The organism is Streptomyces sp. CB02980, assembly GCF_014451325.2.
In the GTDB taxonomy this organism is placed as follows: domain Bacteria; phylum Actinomycetota; class Actinomycetes; order Streptomycetales; family Streptomycetaceae; genus Streptomyces.
In genome coordinates this window covers 80,956-107,937 of sequence record NZ_JACSCH020000009.1, presented here as the reverse complement: position 1 = coordinate 107,937, position 26,982 = coordinate 80,956, and the positions used below count along the sequence as shown (strand labels likewise).

Sequence of the window (26,982 nt, the reverse complement as noted above, 5' to 3'; positions counted from 1 at the left end):
TTCGCTTCTCACTGCTGTACGAGAGGCGTCAGCTTCTGGCCCTGGGCCGGGATGCTCGGCGCCTCTCGTGTCTCCAGGCCGAAGCTGGTGAAGGCGGTGCGGCGGGGCAGCGGGTACGGCTCCTTGCCGGTGATCGAGTTGAGGATGGTCGCGCTCCGCCAGGCCGCGAGACCGAGGTCGGGGGCGCCGACGCCATGGGTGTGCCGCTCGGCGTTCTGTACGTGCACGGCGCCGGTCACCGACGGGTCGAGGACGAGCCGGTACCGCTCGTCGACCCGGGCGCGCCCGGCGGAGTCGTGGCGGAGGTACGGGTCGAGCCCGGCGAGCATCCGGTCCACGGGACGCTCCCGGTAGCCGGTCGCGAGGACGACGGCGTCGGTGGTGAGCCGGGAGCGGGTGCCCTGCTGGAGGTGCTCCAGGTGCAGTTCGACCTGGGTGGTGGCGACCCGGCCGGCGGTACGGACCCGGACGCCCGGGGTGAGGACGGCGTCCGGCCAGCCGCCGTGCAGGGTCCGGCGGTACAGCTCGTCGTGGATGGCGGCGATCGTGTCGGCGTCGATGCCCTTGTGCAACTGCCATTGCCGGGGCATGAGTTCGCCCCGTACCGGCTCGGGCAGGGAGTGGAAGTAGCGGGTGTAGTCCGGGGTGAAGTGCTCAAGACCCAGCTTGGAGTACTCCATCGGCGCGAAGGCCTCGGTGCGGGCCAGCCAGTGGATCCTCTCGGCCCCGGCGGGGCGGGCCCGGAGCAGGTCGAGGAAGACCTCGGCGCCGGACTGGCCGGATCCGATGACGGTGACGTGCCCGGCGGCGAGGAGCGTCTCGCGGTGCGCGAGGTAGTCGGCCGAATGGAAGACGGGGACACCGGGGGCGTCGGCGAGCGGCCTGAGCGGCTCGGGGACGTACGGTTCGGTGCCGACGCCGAGGACGACGTTACGTGTGTACGCGCGGCCCAGGGCCTCGGCCTCGCCGTCCGGGTCGATCTGGGTGAAGTCGACCTCGAAGAGACGCCGCTCGGGGTTCCAGCGGAGCGAGTCGACCTGGTGGCCGAAGTGCAGGCCGGGGAGCCGCTCGCTGGCCCAGCGGCAGTAGGCGTCGTACTCGGCGCGCTGGATGTGGAACTTCTCGGCGAAGTAGAACGGGAAGAGGCGCTCACGGCTCTTCAGGTAGTTGAGGAAGGTCCACGGGCTGGCCGGGTCGGCCAGGGTCACCAGGTCGGCGAGGAACGGGACCTGGAGCGTGGCGCCCTCGATGAGGAGGCCCGGGTGCCAGTGGAAGGCCGGCTTCTGCTCGAAGAAGGCGGCGGCGAGCCCGCCGGGGACACCGTGCGCGAGAGCGGCGAGCGAGAGGTTGAAGGGGCCGATGCCGACGCCCACGAGATCGTGGGGGCGGTCGAGGTCGTCCTGGGGTGTGCTGCCGGTCATCGGTGCGCGCTGCCTTCCACGAGGGTGATGAGCTGAGCCAGGTCGCCGGGGGTGGCGTGGGGGTTGAGCAGGGTGGCCTTGAGCCAGAGGCGGCCGTCCGCCTCGGCGCGGCCGAGGACGGCGCGGCCCTCGGCGAGGAGGGTGCGGCGGATGGCGGCGACGGTCTCGTCGGTGACGCCGGGGCCGTTCGGCCGGAACAGGACGGTGGTGAGGGTGGGGCGGGCCCGCAGGTCGAGACCCGGCGCCTTCTCCACGAGGTCGGCCAGCTCCTGTGCCCGGTCCATGCAGGCGTCGACGAGCTCGCCGAGACCGGTGCGGCCGAGGGCGCGGAGGGTGACGGCGGTCTTGAGGACGTCGGGGCGGCGGGTGGTGCGCAGGGAGCGGCCGAGGAGGTCGGGGAGGCCGGCCTCGGTGTCGTCGTCGGCGTTGAGGTACGCGGCGGTGTGCCCGAGCACGGCGAGGTCGGCCGTGTCCCGTACGGCGAGGAGTCCGGCGGCGGCCGGCTGCCAGCCCAGTTTGTGCAGGTCGACGGTGACGGTACGGGCGCGGGCAAGGCCGTCGAGGAGGGAGCGGTGGGTACGGCTGAAGAGGACGGGGCCTCCGTAGGCGGCGTCGACGTGGAGGTCGGCGTGCCGCTCGTCGCAGAGGTCGGCCAGGGCGGGGATCGGGTCGATGAGGCCCTCGTCGGTGGTTCCGGCCGTGGCCGCGACGAGGACCGGGCCGGTGAGGGCGGTCATTGTCTCGTGGACGGCGGCCGGGTCCAGGGTGCCGCGCGGGGTGGGCACCACGACCGGCTCCGGGAGGCCGAGGAGCCAGGCGGCCCGCTGGAAGGAGTGGTGGGCGTTCGCGCCGACGACGGTGCGGACGGTGGGGCCGAGGCGCTCCCTCGCGAGCAGCAGGGCGAGCTGGTTGGACTCGGTGCCGCCGGTCGTGACGAGCGCGTCGGGGTTCGTGGCGTCCGGGAAGACCTCGGCGGCGAGGGCGGCCGTGACCCGGTCCTCGATCGCGGAGGCGGCGGGGGCCTGGTCCCAGGAGTCCATGGACGGGTTGAGCGCGGAGGCCGCGAGGTCGGCGGCGACGGCGAGGGCGAGGGGTGGGGTGTGGAGGTGGGCGGCGCAGAGGGGGTGGGCGGGGTCGGCGGCCCCCTCCGCCAGGACCCGCACGAGGGTGCGGAGTGCCTCGTGCGGGTCCTGGCCCGACTCGGGCAGGGGCTCCCCCAGCACCTCCCGAACCCGCCGCGCCACGGCCTCCGGCCCGCCGGCCGGGAGGGGGCCGCCCCGGATCTGCGCGCCTTCGCGCAGGGCGTCGAGAGTGGTGCCGAGGAGGCGGCTCAGGGCGGTGGGATCGGCGGCGAGGGGTGGGGGTTCGGCACGCATGGACGACAGAGTGCCGGGGGTTGTGGGGGTATGTCCGGAGAGTCGATGCTTGTAACCCAAACGGGTGACCCACCGTCGCCTGCCCCCGTGCGGCTGGCGCCCGCCACCCCGCCCACCTCCGTGTGGGCAATCGTCCCGCTGGGGCGGGACGGGTGGGCACACGGGACGGCGCGCTCGGCGGCGCCTCCGCCCCTTGTGCCTGGACCCGCACCCGACTGTGCGCCGCACCTGTGGTGCGGGTTCAGGCGCGGAAGCCTAGGCCCGGCAAAGGGCGCCGTTCCGTTGTGCCCACCCGTTCCGCCCCAGCGGAACGAATGCCCACAACGGGGGTGGGGGTGGGCACCGCCCCGGCGGAACGTCTGCCCACAACGGGGGCGGGGGCGCCGTCCAGCGGGGCGCGTGCCCACGACGGAGTGGGCGCCGTCCAGCGGGGTGGGCGACGCTCAGTGGAGTGCGGCGGGGGGCGGTCGGGTCAGGACTCGCGGGTTTTGAGGGCTCGGTCGAGGTCGTCCAGCTGGTCGACCAGTTTGCGGTGGAGCGCCGGGATCATCTCGTCCGTCAGGTGGCGCTCGCCCAGGGCCAGGGACTCCCGGTCGATCGCGTACGACGGGAAGGCGTAGCGGCCCGCCGCCTCGGCCATGGCCGCGCCCCGCCGGGCGGCCAGGGCGATGGCCGCCGGGTAGAAGCGGGGGACGTACTCGCGTACGAGCTCCGCCTGTTCCGGCTGCCAGAAGCCCTGGGCCGTGGCCGTGAAGAGGTAGTTGGAGAGGTCGTCCGTGTCGAACAGGGCCGACCAGGCCGCCGCCTTCGCCTCCGCCGTCGGGAGCGCGGCCCGGCAGCGGGCCGCGCCCTCCTGGCCGGTGGCGCTCGGGTCCCGCTCCAGTTCGGCCGCGATCGTCGGCTCGTCGGTGGCGCCGAGGACGGCGAGACGGGCCAGGATGCGCCAGCGCAGCTCCGGGTCGAGCTCGGGGCCGCCGTGGACGGTGCCCTCGTCGAGCCAGGAGGTGATCTGGTCGGGGGTGGTGGCGCTGTCGATGAGGGCGCGGACGGCGGTGAGGCGCAGACCGGGCGCCTCGCCGTCCTCGGTGCGGCGCAGCAGGGCGCGGGCGATCTGCCGGATGGTGGAGAGGGCGGCGGGGCGCTCCTCCTCGGCGAGGTACCGGTCGGCGATCTGGGTGCGGGCGAAGCCGAGGACGCCCTGGACGAGGGCGAGTTCGGTCTCCTCGGTGAGGTGCGCGAGGGCGACGTCCAGGTAGTCGGCGGGGAGGAGGTCGCCGTCGCGGACCATGTCGCGCATCGCGTTCCAGATCACCGCGCGGGTCAGTGCGTCGGGGATGCGCGAGATGCCGCGCAGGGCGGACTCCTCGGACGCCTCGTCGAAGCGGAGTTTGGTGTAGGTGAGGTCCTGGTCGTTGAGGACGACGAGGGCGGGGCGCGGGCCGGTGAGCTCGGCGGGTTCGGCCTGGGGTACGTCGAGTTCGCGGCGCTCGCGGAGGACGAGCTCGCCGGAGGGGTCGCGGTCGTAGAGGCCCACGGCGACCCGGTGCGGGCGGCTGCCCTCGCGGTCGATCGTGAGCTTCCAGCGGAGGCCCTCGCCGGTGAGGGCGGGGGTGAGGGTGTCGACGCCCGTCGTGCGGAGCCACTGTTCGGCCCAGGCGTGGACGTCGCGGTCGGTGGCGGCCGCGAGGTTGTCGATGAAGTCGGCGAGGGTCGCGTTGCCGAACTTGTGGCGCTTGAAGTGGATGTTGATGCCGGCGAGGAAGTCCTTCTCGCCGAGCCAGTTGACGAGCTGGCGGAGGGCGGAGGCGCCCTTGGCGTACGAGATGCCGTCGAAGTTGAGGAGGGCGGAGGCGGTGTCGGGGACGGCCTCCGGGTCGGGGGCGACGGGGTGGGTGGAGGGCCGCTGGTCGGCCTCGTACCCCCAGGCCTTCCTGGTGACGCCGAAGTCGACCCAGGTGTCGGGGAAGAGGTCGGAGCAGGCTTCGTTGACGGTCTGGTAGCCCATGTACTCGGCGAAGGACTCGTTCAGCCAGATGTCGTCCCACCAGCGCAGGGTGACGAGGTCGCCGAACCACATGTGGGCCATCTCGTGGGCGATGACCATGGCGCGGGTCTGCCGCTCGGTGACGGTGACGGCGGAGCGGAAGACGAACTCGTCGCGGAAGGTGACGAGGCCGGGGTTCTCCATGGCGCCCGCGTTGAACTCGGGGACGAAGGCCTGGTCGTACGAGTCGAAGGGGTACGGCTCGTCGAACTTCTCGTGGAAGCGGTCGTAGCAGGCCTTGGTGACGGCGAGGATCTCGTCGGCGTCGGCGTCGAGGTGGGCGGCGAGGGAGCGGCGGCAGTGGATGCCGAAGGGCAGCCCGGCGTGCTCCGTGCGGACCGAGTGCCAGGGGCCCGCGGCGACGCACACGAAGTAGGTGGAGAGCGGCGGGGTGGCGGCGGAGCGCCACCGGCCGTCGGGCTGCTGCTCGGTGATGCCGTTGGCGAGGACGGTCCAGCCCTCGGGGGCCGTGACGGCCATCTCGAAGACGGCCTTGAGATCGGGCTGGTCGAAGGCGGCGAAGACGCGCTGGACGTCCTCCATGAAGAGCTGGGTGTAGACGTACGACTCGCCGTCGCTGGGGTCGGCGAACCGGTGCATGCCCTCGCCGGTGCGGGAGTACCGCATGGTCGTACTGATCCGCAGGACGTGCTCGCCCTCGCTCAGGCGCAGCGGGAGGCGGTTGCCGTCCAGGGCGCCGACGTCGAGGGGCTCGTCGTCGAGGAGGGCGGAGTGCAGGGTTTCGGGCTTCAGCTCGACGAAGGTGTCCCCGGCGGTACGGGCGGTGAACCGGATGAGGCTGGTCGACCCGAAGGTCTCGTCGCCGGTGGTGAGGTCGAGGTCCACGCTGTAGTGCTGGACGTCGAGGAGCTGGGCACGGGTCTGCGCTTCGTCGCGCGTCAGTACGGACATGGCCCTATGCTGCCCGATGCCTTCGGCGTCGGGCAGGGGTGGTGGGGTCCGGACCTCCTCCGGGTACGCCCTCCGGGTACGTCCTCAGGGGCGTTTCCCGCCGTTCTCAGGCGAGTCCTGAGCCGTTCAGGTGGGCGAAGGCCGCGGTGATCCGGGGGCGGTCGTAGCCGGCCGGGCCGGCCGCTCCGCTGGAGAGCAGGGTGTGGAGCAGGATCCGGGCCTTGGCGGGGTCGAGGGGGCCGGCCGGGATCAGTCCGTGGTGCAGCAGGTCGTACTCGGATCCGGGGCTGCGGTAGGTGTCCGAGAGGGTCGCGCCGCTTCCCGTGCGGGAGGCGAGGACGACCGGGATGCGGCGGGCGATCTCGGCGAGCGGCTCGACGAGCGGGGCCGGGGCGTGGCCGGCGCCGAAGGCGGCGACGACGAGGCCCTGGAAGCGGTGGTCGACGGCGTCGAGGAGTTCGCCTCGGTCGCCCAGGGAGAGGGTCACCAGGGCCACCCGTACCTCGGGGTCGAGCTTCAGCGGGCAGAACGCGGCCTGGACGGCGGGGCGGAGCAGGATGCGGGGTTCGCCCTCGACGACCGTGCCGAGCGGCCCCGCGCCGGGTGAGGCGAAGGTGGCGACGGAGGTGGTGTGGGTCTTGCGGGCGAGGCGGGCCGCGTGGATCTCGTCGGCGAGGACGACGAGGACGCCGAGGTTCCGGCAGGCCGGGTGGGCGGCGACCGCGAGCGCGGCGGCCAGGTTGGCGGGGCCGTCGGCGCCCGGCAGGTCGGGGCGGCGCATGGCGCCGGTGACGACGATCGGCTGCTCGGTGGTGCAGAGCAGGTCGAGGAGGAAGGCGGTCTCCTCCAGGGTGTCGGTGCCCTGGACGACGACCACGCCGGAGCCCGCGGCGACGGTGGCGCGGACCTCGGCGGCGAGCGCGGCGAGGTCGGCGTGGGTGAGGGTGGAGCTGGGGACGCGGCGGAAGTCGTTGAGCACGACGTCGTGGTCGCCGCCGAGCTCGGCGAGGACCTCCTGGCCGCTCATCCGGGCCGCGTCACCGCCTCGTGCGGAGATGGTCCCTCCGAGGGTGAAGACCGTGACGCGGGCCATCAGCGTGCTCCGTCCGCAATCGTCTCGTGGTGGCGGATGACCTCCGCGATGATGAAGTTCAGCAGTTTCTCCGCGAAGGCCGGGTCCAGTTTCGCGCTCCCGGCGAGTTCCCGCAGCCGGGCGATCTGCCGGGCCTCGCGGGCCGGGTCGGCGGGCGGCAGCTGGTGCTCGGCCTTGAGGACGCCGACCTGCTGGGTGCACTTGAAGCGCTCGGCGAGCATGTGCACGACCGCCGCGTCGATGTTGTCGATGCTTTCGCGCAGCCGGGTCAGCTCGGCCCGTACGTCCTCGTCGGGCTGGGACGGGGCCGGGGCCGGGGACGAGGTGGGCTGGTGGGGGCGCGGGGACTCACTCATGATCTGCGAGCTTAGACGGATCTCGGGAGGATCGTGGGCGGGTGTTCGGGATCCGGAACGGTGTTGCTCCAGCCGCCGTGCACCGACCGTCCCTGCTGCTCGCGGAAGCGGATGGGGGCGGTGCCGACCCGGCGGGTGAAGAGCCGGGAGAAGTAGGCCGGGTCGTCGTAGCCGACGCGGCGGGCGACGGCGGCGACGGGCAGCTCGGTGGCGGCGAGGAGTTCCTTGGCGCGGCCGAGACGCACGGTGAGCAGGTAGTCCTTGGGGCTGCACCCGGCGGCCCGGCGGACGGCCGTCCGCAGCTCGGCGGCGGTCATGCCGTGCCGGGTGGCGTGTTCGGCGACGGAGAGCGGCTGGAAGGCGTCGCGGGCGAGGGCGGCGAGGACGGGGTCGCCGTCGGCGTTGGTGTCGGCGCGGGCCCGGCGGAGCGCGACGAGGAGTTCGTGGACGGCGGCGCCGGTCTCGACCTCCAGGAGGGGGTTGCCGGCGCGGGCGGCGCGGGCGATCCGGCCGATGGCGGCGCGGGCGGGCGCGGCGTCGGCGAGGGGGACGACGGGCCGGTCGGGTTCGATGTAGCCGAGTTCGGTGTAGGTGGCGGTGGCGGGCCCGGAGAAGTCGACGAAGGCCTCGTCCCAGCCGGTGCCGGGGTCGGCGCCGTAGTGGTGGGGGGTGCCGGGGGTCAGCCAGAGGAGGGCGGGTGCGGTGACGGTGGTGCGGCGCCCGTCGGGGCCCCGGTGCCAGCCGCTGCCGGCGGAGACGACGACGGCCACGTGGTGGTCGAGGGTGCGGGGCCCGACGGTGGGCAGGGTGCCGTGCTGGAGTCCGACGCCGAGGCAGACGAGGCCGAGGCGGTGGTGGACGGGGCTGGGCGTGAAGTAGCGCATCCAGGTGTGGTACATGCGGTGGTGCCCCTCCCCAGGCCCCTCCGGCGGATCGGGACCGGGCGGGCTCTAACGTCCAAACTGCGACGATCTTTGTCCATGGACCGCTTCGCCGCCAGAGGGCGAGGGTGAGGCCATGAGCACGTTCGCTGTGGGTGACGAGGACTTTCTGCTCGACGGTCGGCCGGTGCGCCTCCTGTCGGGGGCGTTGCACTACTTCCGGGTGCACGAGGAGCAGTGGGAGCACCGGCTCGGGATGCTGCGTGCGATGGGCCTCAACTGCGTCGAGACGTACGTCCCCTGGAATCTGCACGAGCCGGAGCCGGGGCGGTACGCGGACGCGGACGCCCTCGGCCGGTTCCTGGACGCGGTGGCGCGGGCGGGCCTGTGGGCGATCGTGCGCCCGGGGCCGTACATCTGCGCCGAGTGGGAGAACGGCGGTCTGCCGCACTGGCTGACCGGCCCGCTGGGGCGGCGGGTGCGGACCCTGGACCCGGAGTTCCTGGCCCCGGTGGAGGACTGGTTCCGGCGGCTGCTTCCGCAGGTGGTGGAGCGGCAGATCGACCGGGGCGGGCCGGTGGTCCTGGTGCAGGTGGAGAACGAGTACGGCAGTTACGGCAGCGACCGGGGCTATCTGGAATGGGTGGCCGAGCTGTTGCGGGGCTGTGGGGTGAGCGTTCCGCTGTTCACCTCGGACGGTCCCGAGGACCACATGCTGACGGGCGGCTCGGTGCCGGGGGTGCTCGCGACGGCGAACTTCGGCTCGGGCGCGCGGGAGGGCTTCGCGACGCTGCGGCGCCACCAGCCGTCGGGGCCGCTGATGTGCATGGAGTTCTGGTGCGGCTGGTTCGACCACTGGGGCACGGAGCACGCGGTGCGGGAGGCGGGGGACGCGGCGGAGGCGCTGCGGGAGATCCTGGAGTGCGGGGCCTCGGTCAATGTCTACATGGCGCACGGGGGCACGAACTTCGGCGGCCGGGCCGGCGCGAACCGGGCCGGTGACCTGCACGACGGGCCGCTGCGGGCGACGGTGACCTCGTACGACTACGACGCGCCGGTGGACGAGGCGGGGCGGCCGACGGAGAAGTTCTGGCGCTTCCGCGAGGTGCTCTCGGCGTACGCGGAGGGGCCGCTGCCGGAGGTCCCGGAGCCCCCGGCCCGGCTCGCGGGCCCGGTGTCCGGCGCCTTCGACGGGTGGGCTCCGCCGGAGACGGTCCTTGAGGTGCTCGGCGACGAGGAGGCGGTGACACCGGTGCCGCCGACCTTCGAGCAGCTCGGTGTGGACCGGGGCCTGGTCCGTTACCGGGTGGCGGTGCCGGGGCCGCGGCAGCCGTATCCGCTGGGCGTGACGGGTCTGCGGGACCGGGCCGTGGTGTACGTCGACGGGGCCCCGGCGGGGGTGCTCGACACGACGGACGGGGAGGACGTGTCCCTGCCCGAGCCGGTGGCGGGTCCGGCGGTCGTCGACCTGTGGGTGGAATCGCTCGGCCGGGTCAACTACGGGCCGCGGCTCGCGGAGCCGAAGGGGATCACCGGGGGCGTACGGCACGAGCGGCAGTATCTGCACGGGTTCCGGTCCCGGGCGCTGCGCCTCGACGCCTTCGAGGCGGCGGCCGTGGACAAGGTGCGCTTCGAGCCGGCGGCGGACCGGAGCGGTCCGGGCCTCTACCGGGGGACGCTGGAGGTGACCGGGGCGGGGGACGCGTGGCTGCGGCTGCCGGGCGGTGCCCGGGGCTTCGTGTGGGTGAACGGCTTCTGCCTCGGCCGGTACTGGTCGGCGGGGCCGCAGGACGCGCTGTTCGTGCCGGGCCCGGTGCTGCGGGAGGGCGCGAACGAGGTGTGGGCGCTGGAGCTGGAGGGGGCCGGGCAGCCGGGCGTCGAGCTCGGCGTCCTTTGATGCCTTCACACCGGGAAGGGGGGCCGGGCGTCGAGCTCGGCGGCCCCTGAGCCTTCGCACGGGCAAGGGAGCCGGGCGTCGAGCTCGGCGGCCCCCGAGCCTTCGCACGGGCAGTCCGAGCCTTCACGCGGGCAAGGGGGCCGGGCGCGCGACGGTGCCCCGGAGCCGAGGCCGCTCCGGGGCACCTGTCCATGCGATCTGCGATCCGCTACAGCGTGGCCGCGGCCGACTTGATCGCGGAGGCGAAGGTCGAGACCTCCGTGTAGACGCCCGGGTAGCCGGCGCGGGCGCAGCCCTCGCCCCAGCTCACGATGCCGACCTGGACCCACGCTCCGGCGTTGTCCTTGCGGAACATGGGGCCGCCGGAGTCGCCCTGGCAGGTGTCGACGCCGCCCTGGCTGAAGCCGGCGCAGATCTCCTCGGCGGGGACGAGGTCGCTGCCGTACGAGTTCTGGCAGGAGGCGTCCGAGACGAACGGCACGTTCGCCTTGAGCATGTAGCGCTGCTGGCCGCCGCCCTCACGGGCGGCGCCCCAGCCGGCCACGGTGAAGGTGCCGCTGTTGTACGCCGTGGTCTCGGCGATCTTCAGGTTGGGCAGCGAGGTGATCGGGCTGGCGAGCTTGATCAGCGCCCAGTCCTTGCCCTTGCCGTTGTAGCCGGGGGCCTGGAGGACCTTGGTGGACTTGACCTTGATCGCGCTGCTGCTCTGCAGGTCCACGACTCCGGCGGTGGCGGTGATGCTGGTGTTGTTGCCGGAGCCGCTCACACAGTGGGCCGCGGTGAGGACGACCTGCGGGGTGATCAGCGAGCCGCCACAGCCCATGGAGAGCCGGACCATCCAGGGGAACTCGCCCTGGGCGGCGCGGGTGCCTCCGACGACGGGGGCGGGGGCGGCGGAGGCGGTGGTGGGCTGGAGGCTGACGGCCGCCAGGACGACGGCGCCGGCCGCGGCGAGCTTCTGGAGCGCACGGACCATTCGGTTCTGATTCACGTGTCTGCCTTCTCTCATGGGGGGTTGCCTCGACAGGCGATGACATGCGCCCGTCAAGTCATGTCCGGATTATGGACAACTCTCAACTGCCCCCACAAGGAAGCCTTTTCAGCCACACCGCACCGGACCGTAAAATGGGCCAGAGGGGGGGTCCCGTATGCCGAACCGTCAGGAGGGCGACCGCGTCGCCCACGGCTTTCCGCACCGCGCCACCGTCGGGGCCTCACTCACCGCGCTCTACCGGCGCCTCTCCCCCGACGGCGTACACCGCCACCCGACGAGCGTGCCGCCCGCCGACGTGGCCCTCGGGGACGACGAGGACCTGCATCTCGGCACCCAGCGGGTGGCCCGCGCCCTGGTCCGGCACCTGCGGCTGCCCGAGGCGCGCCTGGTGGTGAGCTTCCGGCCGATGGAGCACGCGGCGGCCGTCGAACTCGCCGCGGGGCCCGAGTACTTCGTGGAGCTCAACGACCGCTTCCGGACCCGCCGCCGGGACATCGGCGCGGCCCTCGCCCACGAGATCACCCATGTCCTGCTGCACCGGCTCGGCCTCGGCTTCCCCGGGACCGCGGAGAACGAGATCCTCACCGACGTGGTCACCACGTACCTGGGCGCCGGGTGGCTGCTGCTCGACGCGTACCGGCAGGACGGTGTGGAGAGCCAGAAGCTCGGCTATCTGACCCCGGAGGAGTTCGGCTACGTCCTCGCCAAGCGGGCCGAGGTGTTCGGCGAGGACCCGTCACCGTGGTTCACCAGCGCGGTGGCGTACGAGGCCTGGGTACGGGGCCGGGCCGAGGCCGACCGGGAGCGGGCGGCGCCGCCGCTCGCCGGGGCGGGCTGGGCCGAGCGCCGCCGGTACGGCTGGGAGCGGCGCCGGGGCCGGGCCGGCGAGGGCGCCCCGTACGCCTTCACGGGCGGGGCGCCCGCGACCGGCGTCTCGTTCCTCTGCCCGGTCTGCCGGCAGCGCCTGCGGATCCCGGCGGGCCGGGCGCTGAAGGCCCGGTGCGGGGTGTGCCGGACGGTGCTGGAGTGCGCGGGTTAGCCCTCCGAAGGGGGCGGCCCCTGGTTCCCGGGCGGGGCCTGGACCAGGCTCTTGTGGAAGTGGACGTCCTCGGCGCCGCCGGGGATGCCGAGCACCCGGCCGGTCTCGACGTAGCCGTGCCGCCGGTAGAAGTCCGGGGCCTGGAAGGTGAACGACGAGACGGTGGCGCGGTCGCAGCCGCGCCGCCGCGCCTCGCCCTCGGCGGCGCGCAGGAGGCGGCTCCCCCAGCCGTCCTGCCGGCTGTCCTCGCGGACCCACAGCATGTCGATGCCGAAGAGGCCGCTCCAGGTCCAGCCGGTGAGCCCGCCGATCAGCTCGCCGTTCTCGTCGACCGCCTTCACTGACAGCTCGCCCTGGTCCTCGGGGGTGGTGTTCGTGGCCGCGAAGTTGAAGGCGTCGAGCCCCTGCTCCAGGGCCTTCGCGAGTGCGGTGTCCCCGTGGCCGACGCTGAGCGTCGCGCCGTCCCGACCGTGATCGTGATCGTGCGTCATGCGGCCCGATTCTGGCACAGGCGTACGAGCGGGCCACGGGACCGGAGACGGGGCGGGGAGCCGGGCGAGGAGTGAGGGACGGGAGGCGGGGCGGGGATCGGGGGCGGCGCGCGGCGGTGGGGGTGGGAATCGATTTGCGCCAGGACCGGACGGCGGGTCAGGGTCGGCGCATGAGCACGCTGTTCGACGCCATCCGTGACGGGGACGAGGACGGGGCCGTACTGGCCCTGCGGGACGGGGCCGACCCCGAGGGCCTGGAGGACGAGGAGACCGCGCTGTACCGGGCGGCCGTCGGCAACGAGGCCGGAATCGTGCGGGTGCTGCTGGCCGCCGGGGCGGATCCCGGCCGGGGCAGCGGCGCGGAGGGCGACGACCTGCCCCTCTGCGGGGCGGCGGTCGGCGGGCACACCGAGGTGGTACGGGCCCTGCTCGCGGCGGGCGCCGCGCCCGACCAGGAGGAGGCGTACGGCTTCACGGCCCTCGCCTGGGCCCTGCGGCTCGGGCACACGGACACGGCGCGCGTGCTGCTCGAGTACGGGGCCGACCCCGACCGGCGCGGGCCCGACGGGATCCTGCCGCTGGTGGCCGCCGCCCGGCGCGGCTCCACCGGCTGCGTACGGGCGCTGCTCGACCACGGGGCGGACTCCCGGGAGGCCGCGCTGCGGGAGGCCCGGCGCTGGATCGGCGTCGACATGGCGGCCGAGCTGCGGCGCGGACTCGTCGCGGGGAACGAGGGCGGCCAGACGTACGAGGCGGTGGTCCGCCGGGTCCGCGAGGACGGCGGGGTGACGGTGGTCGTCGAGCTGCTGCGGGAGGACGGCGCGCCCGGCCGCGGCGACGACCGCCAGACCGGGCACGCGGCGATCGCCACGCTCATCGAGGCGGCGCTCGGGCTGCACACCTCGCACGAGGAGCTGGCGGCGCGGGCGTTGCGCTGCGGCGATCCGGAGCTCGACGACTGGACGACGGCGGTGGCCGAACTCGCCGGCCGGGCCGACGAGGAGACGTTCGTGGCGGCGGCCGCGTGGTGCGCGTACCGCGACCCGCTGCGCCGGGCGCTGGGCGCGCGGGTGCTCGGCGCGCTGCCGGGCTTCGCGCCGAGCGCGGTCCCGGTGCTGCGCCGGCTCGCGGCGGAGGTGACGGTGGCGGGGCCGGCGGAGCCGGGGCCCGCGGGGCGCCGGCGTGTTCCGTCGGCGCGGGGGCCGGGGTCTTCGCCGGTGCCGGCGCGGGAGCCGGTCCTGTCGGTGGTGTCGGCGCTCGGGGAGTGCGGTGACCCGGCGGCGGTACCCGAACTCCTCGCCGCGGCCGGGCATCCCGACGCGGCCGTCCGGCGGGCGGTCGCGGGGGCCCTCGCCGGGATCGTGCCGGCCGGGCACCTGGAGGCGCTCGGGGTGCTGCTCGCGCTCAGCCGGGACGGGGACGCGCGGGTACGGGACTGGGCGACGCTCGCGCTCGCCGAGCTGCCCGACGACACCCCTCTGGTGCGGGAGGGGCTCGCGGAGCGGCTCGGCGACACCGATCCGGAGACGGCGGCGGAGGCCGCGCGCGGGCTCGCGATCCGTCAGGACCCGCGCGCCGTCGACGCGCTGGCCTCGGCCCTGGCGGACGGCGACCCGGAGGGTGCGGCGCGGGAGACGGCGCTCGCCGCCCTGGAGTACGTCCACGATCCCCGGGTCAGGACCCGCCTGGAATGGACGTCCCCGCGCCGCGCCTGACCCTTTCGGGCGGGCTCAGCAGCCGTGGTCGATCAGGTCGAAGGACGCGTAGTGGTCGGACGTGTAGTAGTCCTCCTGCGCCGAGTCGCCGGTCACGATCCGGCGGGCGCCGCGGGTGGAGGACCCGGGGGTCTTGACCGTGTACTCGTGGTAGTAGCCGAGCGAGTGGGCCGGCAGGATCCGCTCCCGGTTCTGGAAGACGGAGCCGTCCTGGCTGTACGGGAAGGGGCCGCCCGCGTCGATCAGACGGAGGGTCGTGTACGCCTGGCTGGGGAGGTCGGAGTAGCAGATGTCCCCGACGGCCGCGGTGGCAGCGACCGAGGTCACGACGGTGGCGGGCGCGGGGGCCGGGGCGGCGGCGGTGGCGGGGGCGCCGAGGAGGAGGGAGGAGACGAGGACGGCGGCGACACCGCCGGCGAGGGTGAATCGAGGGGGGATTCGCATGGCTGAGATTTTGACGCGCGTAGATCCGGCCGGGAAGCCCGACTCCCTTCAATTCGCCGGACGTTAACTCCTTGCCCGCGAACGTGCGGATCCCGTGGACGCGGGTGTGACCGGGGGCCCGCGGGGAACGCGGGCCGGCGGCCGGGGTTCGCGTCGCCGCCGGCCGGAGTCCGCGACCGGGCGGGCCCGGGGAACGCCCGGCGGCCGCCGAAGCCCCTCGGACTCCGACGGACGCCGCGCTGGTACGGGCGGACCTCAGCCGCGGCCACCGCGCGGGTACGGGCGGACCTCAGCCGCGGGTGACCGCCGGGAGCCGCAGGCTGAGCAGGGCCGCCGCGCCGTACGCGGCGAGCACCCACGGCATCGCCGCGCCGAGCGAGAGGTCGGCGAACCAGGCCGTTCCGATGGCTGCCGCGCCGAGCGCGCCGCCGAACTGCTGGGCCGTGGAGAAGACTCCGGACGCGCCGCCCGCGAGCTCGGCCGGGGCGGCCGACAGGACGATGCCGACGAGCGGGACGACGAGGAGACCGAGGCCCGCGCCCGCGACGGCGAGGCCGGGGACCAGGGGCCAGGCGCCGGTGTGCGCGGGGGCCGCGGCCTCCATGGCGTACCAGACCCAGCCGTAGCCGCCCGCCATGAGGAGCGCGCCCGCGGTCGGGACGTACCGGCCGAGCTTGGCGGCGAGGGGTTCGGCGGCGGGCGCGGTGAGGAAGCCGCCTGCCGAGAAGGCGGCCATCAGGACGCCGGCCTGGGTCGGGGTGTAGCCCTGGCCGCCCTGCAGCCAGATCGCGAGGACCAGGAAGAAGCCCTGCATGCCGAAGGAGAAGAGGAGCTGGACGGCGAGGCCGTAGGAGAAGGCGGGCACGGTGAACATCCGGCCCGGCAGCACCGAGCCGCGCGCCGCGAGCGCGACCACCGCGAGCACTCCGGCGGCGATGAGGGCCCAGCCCCAGAGCGGCCAGCCCCAGCTGCGGCCCTGGACGAGCGGCAGGACGACGGCGACGAGTCCGGCGGCGAGGACGAGGCTGCCGAGCACCGGGGGCCGGGCGGCGGCGCGTTCGCGGGTGCGGGGCACGAGGACGACGGCGGCGGCGAGGGTGAGGAGGGAGACCGGCACGTTGACGAGGAAGACGCTGCGCCAGCCGAGCCCGAAGAGGTCGGCGTCGGTGAGGATCCCGCCGAGCAGCAGCCCGATCGCGGAGGCGAAGCCGGCCACCGCCCCGTACATCCCGAAGACCTTCCCCCGGTCCTTGCCGTGGAAGAGGCTCTGGAAGGAGCCGAGGACCTGGGGCATGAGGACGGCGGCGGTGACGCCCTGCACGGCGCGTGCCGCGATGAGCTGGCCGGGGCTCTGGGCGAGGCCGCAGGCCAGGCTCGCGAGGCCGAAGCCCGCGGTGCCGACGAGGAAGAGCGCCTTGCGGCCGTAGCGGTCGCCGAGCCGGCCGGCGACGACGAGGGTGGCGGCGAAGCCCAGGAGGTAGGCCGAGACGGTCCACTGGAGGGCGCTCTCGGTGGCGCCGAGACCTTCCCCGAGGGAGGGCAGGGCGACATTGACGATGGTGACGTCCACCAGGTCCATCAGGGCGGCGACCATCATGACGACGGCGGCGGCCCAGCGGCGCGGGTGGACGGGGTGCGGGTCAGCGGTGGCGGTGGTGTCGGTCGTGGCTGTCGCGGACATCTCGGCCCCTCCTTTTTATTTCGTTCGGCCTAACGAAATAAAAAGTGACATGAGTCCGCCCGTGATCGCAAGTCTTTCGTTCGGCCGAACTAAATGAATTTTGCTAGGCTGCGCCCCATGAGCGAGAAGGACACGGACACAGGACGACGCACCGAGGTCGTCGCCGCCCTCACCGCCGCCGGCCGGGACTCCAGCGCCGCGTCCGTCGCCTTCCACTCGGCGGTCGCCGCGCAGCAGGACCTGGGCGCCACCGAGACCAAGACGCTCGACCTGCTGCAGCGGCACGGCGCCCTCACCGCCAAGGAGCTGGCCGAGCACTCCGGCCTCGCCCCCGCCTCCGTCACCGGGCTCGTCGACCGCCTGGAACGCAAGGGGTTCGTCCGCAGGGTGAAGCACCCGACGGACAAGCGCCGGGTGCTCGTCGAGCCCCGCCCCGAGAAGCTGGCCGAACTCGCCCCCCTGTTCGACGACTGGGCGCGCGAGGTCCACGAACTCTACGAGGAGTTCACGACCGACGAGCTGGCGACGATCACCCGCTTCCTGACCGGGGCGACCACGCGCCAGCGCGCCGCGACCAAGCGCCTCACCGAGTAGCAGGGCCGGCGCTCAGGCCCCGTACACCGGGTGCGGCGGCTCCGCCTCCGCCAGGAGGCGCCGGGCCGTCTCCCCCGCCTCCGCCGGGGTCCGGCGCGCGCCCTTGTCGGCCGTCGGGCCCGGCCGCCAGCCCTCCATGACGGTGAGGCGGCCGCCCTCGGCCTCGAAGACCCTGCCGGTCACGCCGTCCGACGCGGCCGAGCCCAGCCACACCACGAGCGGCGACACGTCCTCGGGCAGCGCGTCGAGGCCGTCGAAGACCCGCTCGGTCATCCGGGTCCTGGCCGCCGGGGCGATCGCGTTGACCTGGACCCCGTACCGGGCGAGCTCGGCCGCCGCGACGAGGGTGAGCCCGACGATCGCGGCCTTGGCCGCCGCGTAGTTGCCCTGCCCGACACTGCCGAGGAGTCCGGCGCCCGAGGTGGTGTGGACGACCCGCGCCACCGGCGCGCGCCCGGCCTTCGCCTCGGCCCGCCAGTACGCGCCGGCGTGCCGCAGCGGCAGGAAGTGGCCCTTGCCGTGGACCCGCATGACCGCGTCCCAGTCCTCCTCGTCGAGGTTCACGAGCATCCGGTCGCGCAGGAAGCCCGCGTTGCTGACGAGGGTGTCGAGCCGGCCGTACGCGTCGAGGGCGGTCGCGACCAGCGAGGCGGCGCCCTCGGTGGTCGCGATGTCGCCGCCGTGGGCGACGGCCGCACCGCCGGCCGCCCGGATCTCCTCCACGACCGCGGTCGCCGGGCTGTCCGGCCCGGGGCGGCCGTCCAGGCCGACCCCGAGGTCGTTGACGACGACCCGGGCGCCCTCGGCGGCGAAGGCGAGCGCGTGCGCCCGGCCGAGTCCCCGGCCCGCTCCCGTCACGATCACCACTCGCTCGTCACACAGACCCATCTCGGCTCTCCTTGCTGACGGTTGCGACGCCGACGGTCGCGGCATCGCCGGTCACGGCATCGACGGTCGCCGCATTGACGGTCACGGCATCGGGGGTCGCCGCATCGGCGGTCGCCGCGTTGACGGTCGCGGCATCGGCGGTCGCCGCATTGACGGTCGCGGCGTCCAGGAAGGCGGGGCGCTCCCCGCCGCCGTGCACGAGCAGCGAGGCCCCCGACACATAGGCCGCCCGGTCGGAGGCGAGGAAGACGGCGGCCTCCCCGATCTCGTCCGGCGCGGCGAGCCGGCCCAGCGGAACGGTCCGGCCGACGGCGGCGATCCCGGCCTCGTCGCCGTAGTGGAGGTGGGACAGTTCGGTCTCCACCATGCCGAGGACCAGGGTGTTGACCCGTACCTCGGGGGCCCATTCGACGGCCATCGAGCGGGCGAGGTTCTCCAGGCCCGCCTTGGCCGCGCCGTAGGCGGCCGTGCCCGGGGAGGGCCGGGTGCCGCTGACGCTGCCGATCATGACGACGGCGCCGCGCGAGGCGCGGAGGAGCGGGTGGGCGGCGAGGCTGACGGCGAGCGGGGCGGTCAGGTTCAGCTCGACCACGCGTGCGTGGCGTTCCGCGTCGCCCTCCCCCAGGAGGCGGTACGGGGTGCCGCCCGCGTTGTTGACGAGCGCGTCGAGCCGTCCGTACCGCTCGGCGAAGTCGGTGAGGAACTCCCGTACGGCGGTGGGTTCGCGCAGGTCGACGGGGTGGAACTCGGCGTTGCGGCCCGCCGCTTCGACCGGTGCGTCCGGGGGTCTGCGGGCGCAGACGGCGACCCGGGCGCCGGCCCGCAGAAAGGCGCGGGCGATGCCCGCGCCGACGCCACGGGTTCCGCCGGTGACGAGCACGACCCTCCCGTCCAGCTCCATCGGCTGCTACCTTCCTCCCGAGAGGGAACCTAACAAACGTTTGGTGGAAAGGTAGCTGATCCACTCATGGGTGTCTGCACCTCGCGCCCCACTCCGGGCGTGGCCCTGGTCACCGTCGACTTCCCGCCCGTCAACGCCCTGCCCGTGAAGGGCTGGTACGCGCTCGCCGACGCCGTCCGCACGGCGGGCCGCGACCCCGAGGTCCGCTGCGTCGTGCTCACCGCCGAGGGCCGCGGCTTCAACGCGGGCGTCGACATCAAGGAGTTGCAGCGCGACCCCGGGCACACCTCCCTGATCGGCGCCAACAGCGGCTGCGCCGAGGCGTTCGCCGCCGTGTACGAGTGCGAGGTGCCGGTCGTCGCCGCGGTGGCCGGACACTGTCTGGGCGGCGGCATCGGGCTCGTCGGCAACGCCGACGCGATCGTCGCCGCCGAGGACGCCGTCTTCGGACTGCCCGAACTGGACCGGGGCGCGCTCGGCGCCGCCACCCATCTGGCGCGGCTCGTGCCCCAGCACCTGATGCGGGCTCTCTACTACACCTCGCGGACCGCGACCGCCGCCGAACTGCACGCCCACGGCTCGGTGTGGAAGGTGGTGCCGCGCGCCGGACTGCTCGACGCGGCCCTCGGTCTGGCCGGGGAGATCGCCGCGAAGGACGGCAGTCTCCTGCGGCTCGCCAAGGCCGCGCTCAACGGGATCGACCCCGTGGACGTCCGGCGCAGCTACCGCTTCGAACAGGGCTTCACCTTCGAGGCCAATCTCAGCGGTGTCGCCGACCGGGTCCGCGACACCTTCGGGAAGGAGAGCTCCCCGTGAACCAGAGGACAGCGAAGACGGACAAGGTACTGACCCCCGAGGACGTCGTGGGCCGGCTCCGCTCCGGCATGACGATCGGGATCGGCGGCTGGGGCTCACGGCGCAAGCCGATGGCCCTGGTCAGAGCGCTGCTCCGGTCCGAGATCAGCGATCTCACGGTGATCTCGTACGGTGGCCCGGACGTCGGCCTGCTCGCGGCCGCCGGCCGGATCCGGCGGCTCGTCGCACCCTTCGTGACCCTGGACTCCGTCCCCCTCGAACCGCACTACCGGGCCGCCCGCGAGCGCGGCGCCTTCGAGCTCACCGAGCTCGACGAGGCGATGTTCATGTGGGGGCTGCACGCCGCCGCCAACCGGCTCCCCTTCCTGCCGGTACGGGCCGGCCTCGGCTCCGACGTGATGCGGGTCAACCCGGGCCTGCGGACCGTCACCTCCCCGTACGAGGACGGCGAGGAGTTCGTCGCCGTGCCCGCGCTGCGCATGGACGCCGCCCTGGTCCACCTCAACCGCGCCGACCGGCTCGGGAACGGCCAGTACCTCGGCCCCGACCCGTACTTCGACGACCTGTTCTGCGAGGCCGCCGACTCGGCGTACGTCTCCTGCGAGCGGGTGGTGGACTCCTTCGGGCCGGACACCGTGCCCCAGACCCTCCTCGTCAGCCGCCACAGCGTCACCGGCGTCGTCGAGACCCCGAACGGGGCCCACTTCACCTCCTGCGTCCCCGACCACGACCGCGACGAGCCGTTCCAGAGGCTCTACGCGACCACCCCCTGGCCCGAGTTCGCCGAACGGTTCCTCTCGGGCAAGGCCGAGGACGACTACCAGGCGGCCGTCCAGGCCTGGCACAAGGAGCAGCTGAAGTGACGACGGACGCGACGACGGCAGTGACCAGCCGGGCCGAGTACTGCGTGATCGCCTGCGCCGAGGCCTGGCGCGACAACGGCGAGGTGCTCGCCAGCCCCATGGGCCTGATCCCCTCCTTCGGCGCCCGCCTCGCCAAACGCACCTTCTCCCCCGACCTCCTCCTCACCGACGGCGAGGCCCTGCTCGTCGGCCTCGACGGGCGGCCCGAGGGCTGGCTGCCGTACCGCAGGCACCTCACCATGGTCACCGGCGGCAGGCGGCACGTGATGATGGGCGCCAGCCAGATCGACCGGTACGGCAACCAGAACATCTCCTGCATCGGCGACTGGGAGCGGCCCACCCGGCAGCTCCTCGGCGTCCGCGGGGCGCCCGCCAACACGTTGAACAATCCGGTGAGTTACTGGATCCCCAAGCACTCGACCCGGGTCTTCGTCGAGCGGGTCGACATGATCTGCGGCGTCGGTTACGACCACGCCGTCGGGCCGTACCACCGTCTCCCCCGGGTGGTGACGGACCTCGCCGTCCTCGACTTCGAGACGCCCGACCACGCGATGCGGCTCGTGTCCGTACACCCGGGCGTCACCGTCGACGAGGTCCGGGCGGCCACCGGCTTCGACCTGGTGATCGGCGAGGACGTGCCGTGCACCCGCGAGCCCACCGCCGGGGAACTCCGGCTGCTCCGCGAGGTCATCGACCCGGGCGGGCTGCGGAACCGCGAGGTCAGGTCCTGATGGAGACCGCTCTGACCGAGCTGGTCGGCGTCCGCCACCCCCTCGTGCAGACCGGGATGGGCTGGGTCGCCGGGCCCCGGCTCGTCTCCGCCACCGCGAACGCGGGTGCGCTCGGTGTCCTCGCCTCCGCCACGATGACCGCGGAGGAGCTGCGCGCCGCCGTCCGCGAGGTGAAGTCCCGCACCGACCGGCCCTTCGGGGTGAACCTCCGCGCCGACGCAGGGGACGCCCGCGAACGGGTCCGGATCATCGTCGACGAGGGCGTGCGGGTCGCCTCCTTCGCCCTCGCGCCGTCCCGGGACCTGATCGCCGAGCTGAAGGACGCCGGGGTCGTCGTGATCCCCTCCGTCGGCGCCCGGCGGCACGCCGAGAAGGTCGCCGGCTGGGGGGCGGACGCGGTGCTCGTCCAGGGCGGCGAGGGCGGCGGCCACACCGGCGAGGTCGCGACGACCGTCCTGCTGCCGCAGGTGGTGGACGCCGTCGACATCCCGGTGATCGCCGCGGGCGGCTTCCGCGACGGGCGGGGCCTGGTCGCCGCCCTCGCCCACGGGGCGGCGGGCGTCGCCATGGGCACCCGCTTCCTGCTGACCTCCGACTCGACCGTGCCGGAGGCGGTGAAGGCCCGCTATCTGGCGGCCACGGTCAAGGACGTCACCGTGACGATGGCCGTCGACGGGCTGCCGCACCGCATGCTCCGTACCGACCTCGTCGCGTCCCTGGAGAACGCGGGGCGGGTACGTTCCCTGGCCCGGGCCCTGCGCCGGGCGGCCGGCTTCCGCCGGATCTCCGGGCTCTCCTGGCCCGCGATGATCCGCGACGGCCTGGCCATGCGCCACGGCAAGGACCTCTCGTGGAGCCAGGTCCTGCTCGCCGCGAACACCCCGATGCTGCTGCGGGCGTCCATGGTCGAGGGCCGCACCGACCTCGGCATCATGGCCGCCGGCCAGGTCGCGGGAGTCATCGACGACCTGCCCAGCTGCGAGGAACTGGTCACCCGGATCATGACGGAGGCCGCGCAGGTCCTGCGGACGCTTCCGCAGCCGGACGAGTGACCCGGACGAGTGACCCCCATGCCGCACCGCCCACCCTCAACCCCCTTGAGCCGCAAAGGAGTCCGGCCGTGCACCTGTCTCGACGCGCGTTGCTCACCGCCACCGGCGCCACCGCCCTGCTCGGCGCCCTGCCCACGGAGGCGGTCGCCCGCCCCCGGTTGCCGCAGGCGCCCCCGATCCGGCAGATCCCGCTCCAGGGCGCGGTCAACGTCCGCGACCTCGGCGGCTACCCCACGTACGACGGGAGCCGGGTCCGGTACGGCCTCGCCTACCGGGGCGACCACCTGGCCAAGCTGACCGACGCGGACCTGGCCACGCTCGCCGGGCTCGGCCTCGGCACCGTGGTCGACCTGCGGATCCCCCTGGAGGTCGGCTACGACGGCGCCGACCGGCTCCCGGCCGGTGCGGTCCCGGTCCCCCGGCCCGTCACCGACAACGGCCTGTTCGGGCAGCTGCTCACCGCGATCGGCTCGCGCGACCCGGTGCGGCAGGAGGAGATGCTGGGCGGCGGTAGGGCGGCCGCGTTCATGCGCGAGGTGTACCGGACGTTCGTCACCGACCCCGCGAACCGGGCCGCCTTCGCGGCGACCCTGCGGGACCTGGCCGATCCCCGCCGGGGGCCGCTGCTCCTGCACTGCACCTCGGGCAAGGACCGCACCGGCTGGACCGGCTGGCTGCTGCTCACGCTCCTCGGCGTGCCCGACTCCCTCGCCCGCGCGGACTACCTGGCCTCCAACACCTTCCGCGCCACGTACGACGCACGGGTGCGGGAGGGATTGAAACAGGCCGGGCTCATGCAGAACCCGGCCCTGATCATTCCGCTCCAGGAGGTGCGGGCGGAGTACCTCGACACCGCCCTGGAGCAGCTGCGCTCCTCGTACGGGAGCGTGTTCCGTTACGTGTCGGACGGCCTCGGCCTGGAGTTCCGCGAGCTGCTCGCGCTGCGCGAACGGCTGGTGCCCGGGGCCTGACGCCCGGCGCGGGCGGCACCGGCTCCGGCGCCCGCGGCGGCACCGCGTCCGCCGCCCGTGCCGGAGCCGGCGCCCCGGCCACCGCCGGACGCGCGGCCCGAGCCGCCGGCGGAACCGGCGGTGCGGCCCGCGGAGCCCGACGTACGGCCCGAGGAGCCCGCGGCGCGGCCCGAGGCCGTGCCCGTGGCTCCGGAACGGCCCGAACCCGTGCCCGTACCGGCCGTGCCTCCGGCCGGGGCGGGACGGCGACGACGGCCGGTGGAGCGGCCACCGCCGGCACCGGAGCCGGCGGGCTTGCGCGGCTGGGTCGGCTGCGGGGTCTCGACGACGACCGGGACGCCCGAGGGCTCCCGCGCGCCGGTCAGCTCGACGAGCTGCTCGTCGCTGGACTTGATCTGCGCCGTGCGGGGGCTGATGCCCGCGTTCGACATCAGACGGCCCATGTCGCGCTTCTGCTCGGGCAGCACCAGGGTGAAGACGCTGCCGGACTCACCGGCGCGGGCGGTGCGGCCGCCGCGGTGCAGGTAGTCCTTGTGGTCCATCGGCGGGTCGACGTTGACGACCATGTCGAGGTCGTCGACGTGGATGCCGCGCGCGGCCACGTTCGTGGCGACGAGCGTGGTGACCTGACCGCTCTTGAACTGGTCGAGGGTCCGGTTGCGCTGCGGCTGCGAGCGGCCGCCGTGCAGGCCGGAGGCCCGTACGCCGTTGGCGAGCAGCCGCTTGACCAGCCGGTCCACGGACCGCTTGGTGTCCAGGAAGAGGATCGTCCGGCCGTCGCGGGCCGCGATCCGCAGCGTGACGGCCTTCTTGTCGGTCTCGTCGGCCACGTACAGGACGTGGTGCTCCATGGTGGTGACCGCACCGGCCGACGGGTCGACCGAGTGCACGACCGGGTCGTCGAGGAACATCTTGACCAGGCGGTCGATGTTCCGGTCGAGGGTGGCCGAGAACAGCAGGCGCTGCCCGCCCGGCTCGACCTGCTTCAGCACCTTCGTGACCTGGGGCAGGAAGCCCATGTCGGCCATCTGGTCGGCCTCGTCGAGGACGGTGACGGCGACCTGGTCGAGACGGCAGTCGCCGCGGTCGATGAGGTCGTGGAGCCGGCCGGGCGTGGCGATGAGGATCTCGGCGCCGCGCCGCAGCGCGGACGACTGCCGGCTGATCGACATGCCGCCGACGACGGTGGTGATGCGGAGCCGCAGCGCGGAGGCGTACGGGGTGAGCGCGTCGGTCACCTGCTGCGCGAGCTCGCGGGTGGGCACCAGGACGAGCGCGAGCGGCGCGCCCGGCTCGGCGCGGCGGCCGGCCGTACGGCCCAGGATCGCGAGTCCGAACGCGAGGGTCTTGCCGGAGCCGGTACGCCCCCGGCCGAGCACGTCACGGCCGGCCAGCGCGTTCGGGAGGGTCGCGGCCTGGATCGGGAACGGCTCCGTGACGCCCTGCTCGCCCAGGGTCCGCAGCAGGCCCTCGGGCATGTCGAGGTCGGCGAAGGCGGCCACCGCGGGCAGGGCGGGCGTCACCGTCTCCGGCGGCGTGAACTCGCTCGGCGGCGGCGGCGCGGAGGGACGGCGCCCTCCGCGGGAGGCCTTCGGCTGTGACGTGGACTTCGCCTGGGCGGTGCGGGGGCTGCGCTTGTGGGGGCGTTCGGAGCGGGTCATGCGTGCCTTTCTGGCCGGTGCTCGCGGCACAGCCAGGGCCCGCACCTGCACGGTGCGGGCCCCGGCTGCTCTACCCGGAACACGCGATACGGGCCCCGGCTGTTTTTCCCGGAACGCGCGGTACGAGCCCCGGATGTCTCTACCGGAACAATAGTGCGCCCCGGAACCTTCCCGCCCCTCCCGACCGATGCCCGGACGGATCAGACCTGACCAGGAGGGTGCGACGTGGGCGACCTCACAGCGGAACGGCGCCGGATCACCAAGCCGATCACAGCCTCCGGCGACCCCGCGGTGGCCCGATCACAGCCTTTCGATGATCGTGACGTTCGCCTGGCCGCCGCCCTCGCACATCGTCTGGAGGCCGTAGCGGCCTCCGGTGCGTTCCAGCTCGTGGAGGAGTGTCGTCATCAGTTTCGCACCGGTCGCGCCGAGCGGGTGGCCCAGGGCGATCGCGCCGCCGTTGACGTTGACCCGGGCCGGGTCGGCGCCGGTCTCCTTCAGCCAGGCGAGGACGACCGGCGCGAAGGCCTCGTTGATCTCGACGAGGTCGATGTCGTCGATGGTCAGGCCGGTCTTCTTGAGCGCGTGGGCGGTCGCGGGTATCGGCGCGGACAGCATCCGGATCGGGTCCTCGCCGCGCGCCGAGAGGTGGTGGATCCGGGCCCGGGGGGTGAGCCCGTGCTCCCGTACGGCCCGCTCGCTCGCCAGGAGCAGCGCCGCCGCCCCGTCGGAGACCTGGGAGGAGCAGGCGGCGGTGATGGTGCCGCCGTCGACGACCGGCCGGAGCCCGGCCATCCTCTCCGCGCTGGTGTCGCGGCGCGGCCCCTCGTCGACGGTGACGTCGCCGTACGCCACGGTCTCCCGCGCGAAGCGGCCGCCGTCGATCGCGCGGAGCGCCCGCTCGTGCGAGCGGAGGGCGAACTCCTCCTGGTCGCGGCGGGTGATCCGCCACTTCTCCGCGATCAGCTCGGCGCCGTGGAACTGGTTGACGGGCGCGTCGCCGTACCGGGCGCGCCAGCCCTCGCTGCCGTGGAAGGGGCCGCCGGTGAGGCCGAGGGGTTCGGCGGCCTGCCGGGAGGCGAAGGCGATGGGGATCATCGACATGTTCTGCACGCCGCCGGCGACGACGAGGTCCTGGGTGCCGGACATCACCGCCTGGGCGGCGAAGTGCACGGCCTGCTGGGACGAGCCGCACTGGCGGTCGACGGTCACCCCGGGGACCTCCTCGGGGAGGCCCGCGGCCAGCCAGGCCGTGCGGGCGATGTCGCCGGCCTGCGGCCCGACGGTGTCGAGGCAGCCGAGGACGACGTCGTCGACGGCTGCCGGGTCGATCCCCGCCCGGATGACGAGGGCCTTCAGGGCGTGGGCGCCGAGGTCCGCCGGGTGGACGGCGGAGAGTCCGCCCCCTCGGCGCCCCACGGGCGTGCGGACCGCTTCGACGATGTAGGCCTCGGGCATGGCGACTCCTCCGGTGGGTCGGGTGGGACGCACGGGGCGGGTGCCGGGACCGTGCGTCGTTACGTACGTACGGCGATTCCGTCCAGGACCATGGACAGGTACTGCCGGGCGATCTCCTCGGGGCTGTGCAGGCCGCCCGGCCGGTACCAGGACGCGGCGACCCAGACGGTGTCGCGGACGAACCGGTAGGTCAGGCGGACGTCCAGGTCGGCACGGAAGACCCCGGCGGCGACCCCGCGCTCCAGGGTGCCGAGCCAGGCCTTCTCGAACTTGCGCTGCGAGTCGGTGAGGTAGTGGAAGCGGGGCTGGTCGGTGAGGTGCCGGGACTCCTTCTGGTAGATGGCGACGGCGGCGCGGTGCCGGTCGATCTCGCGGAAGGACTCGGTGACGAGGGCCTCGATGGTCTCGCGGGGCCCGAGTCCGGCGTCGAGGACGGCGTCGTACCCCTCCCAGAGCTCGTCGAGGAAGGTGGAGAGGATCTCGTCGAGCATCGACTCCTTGGAGTCGAAGTGGTAGTAGAGGCTGCCGGCGAGCATGCCGGCGGCGTCCGCGATCTTGCGGACGGTGGTGGCGTTGTACCCCTGGGCGGCGAACACCTCGGCCGCCGTGTCGAGGAGTTCACGGCGCCGCTCGGGCCCGCCGCTCACCGGGGTCTTCTTCTTGCTTGAGCTCTGGGGAGTGTTCGGCACGCGTCCATTCTGGT

The 26,982-nt window shown here is 74.1% G+C and carries 24 protein-coding genes; 9 read left to right on the top strand and 15 right to left on the bottom strand.

The window, feature by feature from the left end; all coding sequences use genetic code 11:
- Positions 1 to 8: 8 nt before the first annotated feature.
- The 6 genes from E0F75_RS20250 to E0F75_RS20225 all read right to left on the bottom strand — a co-directional run bounded on the left by E0F75_RS20250 (position 9) and on the right by E0F75_RS20225 (position 8,101).
- The gene (locus tag E0F75_RS20250; RefSeq protein ID WP_187623949.1) at positions 9 to 1,421 is read right to left on the bottom strand and encodes a lysine N(6)-hydroxylase/L-ornithine N(5)-oxygenase family protein; all 1,413 of its coding nucleotides are present in this window, start codon (positions 1,419 to 1,421) and stop codon (positions 9 to 11) included.
- A complete protein-coding gene (locus tag E0F75_RS20245) occupies positions 1,418 to 2,797 on the bottom strand; it encodes an aminotransferase class V-fold PLP-dependent enzyme (protein WP_187623948.1) in 1,380 nt (459 codons plus the stop codon). The genes E0F75_RS20250 and E0F75_RS20245 overlap by 4 nt, the downstream gene beginning before the upstream one ends.
- A 472-nt stretch (positions 2,798 to 3,269) precedes the next feature.
- Entirely contained in the window at positions 3,270 to 5,753 is a 2,484-nt protein-coding gene (gene pepN, locus E0F75_RS20240; RefSeq protein ID WP_187623947.1) for an aminopeptidase N, read from the bottom strand.
- Between the two features lie 106 nt (positions 5,754 to 5,859).
- Positions 5,860 to 6,846 (bottom strand): asparaginase, encoded by a 987-nt coding sequence (locus tag E0F75_RS20235; RefSeq protein WP_187623946.1) that lies wholly within the window; start codon positions 6,844 to 6,846, stop codon positions 5,860 to 5,862.
- A complete protein-coding gene (locus E0F75_RS20230; RefSeq protein ID WP_187623945.1) occupies positions 6,846 to 7,202 on the bottom strand; it encodes a chorismate mutase in 357 nt (118 codons plus the stop codon). The genes E0F75_RS20235 and E0F75_RS20230 overlap by 1 nt, the downstream gene beginning before the upstream one ends.
- Before the next feature lie 11 nt (positions 7,203 to 7,213).
- On the bottom strand, positions 7,214 to 8,101 hold the full coding sequence (locus tag E0F75_RS20225; protein ID WP_187623944.1) for an AraC family transcriptional regulator: 888 nt from the start codon (positions 8,099 to 8,101) through the stop codon (positions 7,214 to 7,216).
- A 118-nt stretch (positions 8,102 to 8,219) separates the two neighbouring features.
- Between E0F75_RS20225 and E0F75_RS20220 the strand changes: the two genes are divergently transcribed.
- Positions 8,220 to 9,980, top strand: a complete 1,761-nt coding sequence (locus E0F75_RS20220) for a beta-galactosidase family protein (RefSeq protein WP_187623943.1) — start codon at positions 8,220 to 8,222, stop codon at positions 9,978 to 9,980.
- A 208-nt stretch (positions 9,981 to 10,188) separates the two neighbouring features.
- Here E0F75_RS20220 and E0F75_RS20215 read toward each other — a convergent pair whose 3' ends face one another.
- Positions 10,189 to 10,956 (bottom strand): trypsin-like serine protease, encoded by a 768-nt coding sequence (locus E0F75_RS20215; protein ID WP_374115418.1) that lies wholly within the window; start codon positions 10,954 to 10,956, stop codon positions 10,189 to 10,191.
- A 172-nt stretch (positions 10,957 to 11,128) separates the two neighbouring features.
- Between E0F75_RS20215 and E0F75_RS20210 the strand changes: the two genes are divergently transcribed.
- Positions 11,129 to 12,013 carry a hypothetical protein gene (locus E0F75_RS20210; RefSeq protein ID WP_187623941.1) on the top strand — a complete coding sequence of 295 codons (885 nt, stop codon included), beginning with the start codon at positions 11,129 to 11,131 and terminating at the stop codon, positions 12,011 to 12,013.
- Here E0F75_RS20210 and E0F75_RS20205 read toward each other — a convergent pair.
- A complete protein-coding gene (locus tag E0F75_RS20205) occupies positions 12,010 to 12,504 on the bottom strand; it encodes a GNAT family N-acetyltransferase (RefSeq protein ID WP_187623940.1) in 495 nt (164 codons plus the stop codon). The genes E0F75_RS20210 and E0F75_RS20205 overlap by 4 nt on opposite strands.
- Positions 12,505 to 12,674: 170 nt before the next feature.
- Here E0F75_RS20205 and E0F75_RS20200 point away from each other — a divergent pair, with 170 nt between their 5' ends.
- Positions 12,675 to 14,219 (top strand): ankyrin repeat domain-containing protein, encoded by a 1,545-nt coding sequence (locus E0F75_RS20200; protein ID WP_229312750.1) that lies wholly within the window; start codon positions 12,675 to 12,677, stop codon positions 14,217 to 14,219.
- Between the two features lie 15 nt (positions 14,220 to 14,234).
- Here E0F75_RS20200 and E0F75_RS20195 read toward each other — a convergent pair whose 3' ends face one another.
- Entirely contained in the window at positions 14,235 to 14,663 is a 429-nt protein-coding gene (locus E0F75_RS20195; RefSeq protein WP_187623939.1) for a ribonuclease domain-containing protein, read from the bottom strand.
- A 289-nt stretch (positions 14,664 to 14,952) separates the two neighbouring features.
- The gene (locus tag E0F75_RS20190) at positions 14,953 to 16,344 is read right to left on the bottom strand and encodes an MFS transporter (protein WP_187623938.1); all 1,392 of its coding nucleotides are present in this window, start codon (positions 16,342 to 16,344) and stop codon (positions 14,953 to 14,955) included.
- Between the two features lie 117 nt (positions 16,345 to 16,461).
- Between E0F75_RS20190 and E0F75_RS20185 the strand changes: the two genes are divergently transcribed.
- Positions 16,462 to 16,938: a MarR family winged helix-turn-helix transcriptional regulator gene (locus E0F75_RS20185; RefSeq protein ID WP_187623937.1), complete on the top strand. Its 477-nt coding sequence runs from the start codon at positions 16,462 to 16,464 to the stop codon at positions 16,936 to 16,938.
- A 12-nt stretch (positions 16,939 to 16,950) separates the two neighbouring features.
- Here E0F75_RS20185 and E0F75_RS20180 read toward each other — a convergent pair whose 3' ends face one another.
- Both E0F75_RS20180 and E0F75_RS20175 read right to left on the bottom strand, forming a co-directional pair.
- The gene (locus E0F75_RS20180) at positions 16,951 to 17,826 is read right to left on the bottom strand and encodes an SDR family oxidoreductase (RefSeq protein WP_187623936.1); all 876 of its coding nucleotides are present in this window, start codon (positions 17,824 to 17,826) and stop codon (positions 16,951 to 16,953) included.
- Complete coding sequence (locus E0F75_RS20175) at positions 17,813 to 18,727, bottom strand: SDR family oxidoreductase (RefSeq protein ID WP_229312749.1); 915 nt, start codon at positions 18,725 to 18,727, stop codon at positions 17,813 to 17,815. The genes E0F75_RS20180 and E0F75_RS20175 overlap by 14 nt, the downstream gene beginning before the upstream one ends.
- Before the next feature lie 66 nt (positions 18,728 to 18,793).
- Between E0F75_RS20175 and E0F75_RS20170 the strand changes: the two genes are divergently transcribed.
- The 5 genes from E0F75_RS20170 (at position 18,794) to E0F75_RS20150 (ending at position 23,160) form a co-directional block, all read left to right on the top strand.
- Positions 18,794 to 19,543 (top strand): enoyl-CoA hydratase family protein, encoded by a 750-nt coding sequence (locus E0F75_RS20170; RefSeq protein ID WP_187623935.1) that lies wholly within the window; start codon positions 18,794 to 18,796, stop codon positions 19,541 to 19,543.
- The gene (locus E0F75_RS20165) at positions 19,540 to 20,406 is read left to right on the top strand and encodes a CoA-transferase (protein WP_308189590.1); all 867 of its coding nucleotides are present in this window, start codon (positions 19,540 to 19,542) and stop codon (positions 20,404 to 20,406) included. The genes E0F75_RS20170 and E0F75_RS20165 overlap by 4 nt, the downstream gene beginning before the upstream one ends.
- Positions 20,403 to 21,137 (top strand): CoA-transferase subunit beta, encoded by a 735-nt coding sequence (locus E0F75_RS20160; protein ID WP_229312748.1) that lies wholly within the window; start codon positions 20,403 to 20,405, stop codon positions 21,135 to 21,137. Before E0F75_RS20165 ends, E0F75_RS20160 begins: the two co-directional genes overlap by 4 nt.
- Entirely contained in the window at positions 21,137 to 22,189 is a 1,053-nt protein-coding gene (locus E0F75_RS20155; protein WP_187623934.1) for a nitronate monooxygenase family protein, read from the top strand. The genes E0F75_RS20160 and E0F75_RS20155 overlap by 1 nt, the downstream gene beginning before the upstream one ends.
- Before the next feature lie 68 nt (positions 22,190 to 22,257).
- Entirely contained in the window at positions 22,258 to 23,160 is a 903-nt protein-coding gene (locus E0F75_RS20150; RefSeq protein ID WP_187623933.1) for a tyrosine-protein phosphatase, read from the top strand.
- On the opposite strand, the gene E0F75_RS20145 is transcribed toward E0F75_RS20150, so the two are convergent.
- The 3 genes from E0F75_RS20145 to E0F75_RS20135 all read right to left on the bottom strand — a co-directional run bounded on the left by E0F75_RS20145 (position 23,085) and on the right by E0F75_RS20135 (position 26,968).
- Positions 23,085 to 24,821: a DEAD/DEAH box helicase gene (locus E0F75_RS20145; RefSeq protein ID WP_187623932.1), complete on the bottom strand. Its 1,737-nt coding sequence runs from the start codon at positions 24,819 to 24,821 to the stop codon at positions 23,085 to 23,087. The genes E0F75_RS20150 and E0F75_RS20145 overlap by 76 nt on opposite strands.
- Positions 24,822 to 25,121: 300 nt before the next feature.
- Entirely contained in the window at positions 25,122 to 26,279 is a 1,158-nt protein-coding gene (locus tag E0F75_RS20140) for an acetyl-CoA C-acetyltransferase (RefSeq protein WP_187623931.1), read from the bottom strand.
- A 59-nt stretch (positions 26,280 to 26,338) separates the two neighbouring features.
- Positions 26,339 to 26,968: a TetR/AcrR family transcriptional regulator gene (locus tag E0F75_RS20135; protein WP_308189589.1), complete on the bottom strand. Its 630-nt coding sequence runs from the start codon at positions 26,966 to 26,968 to the stop codon at positions 26,339 to 26,341.
- Between the last annotated feature and the right edge of the window lie 14 nt (positions 26,969 to 26,982).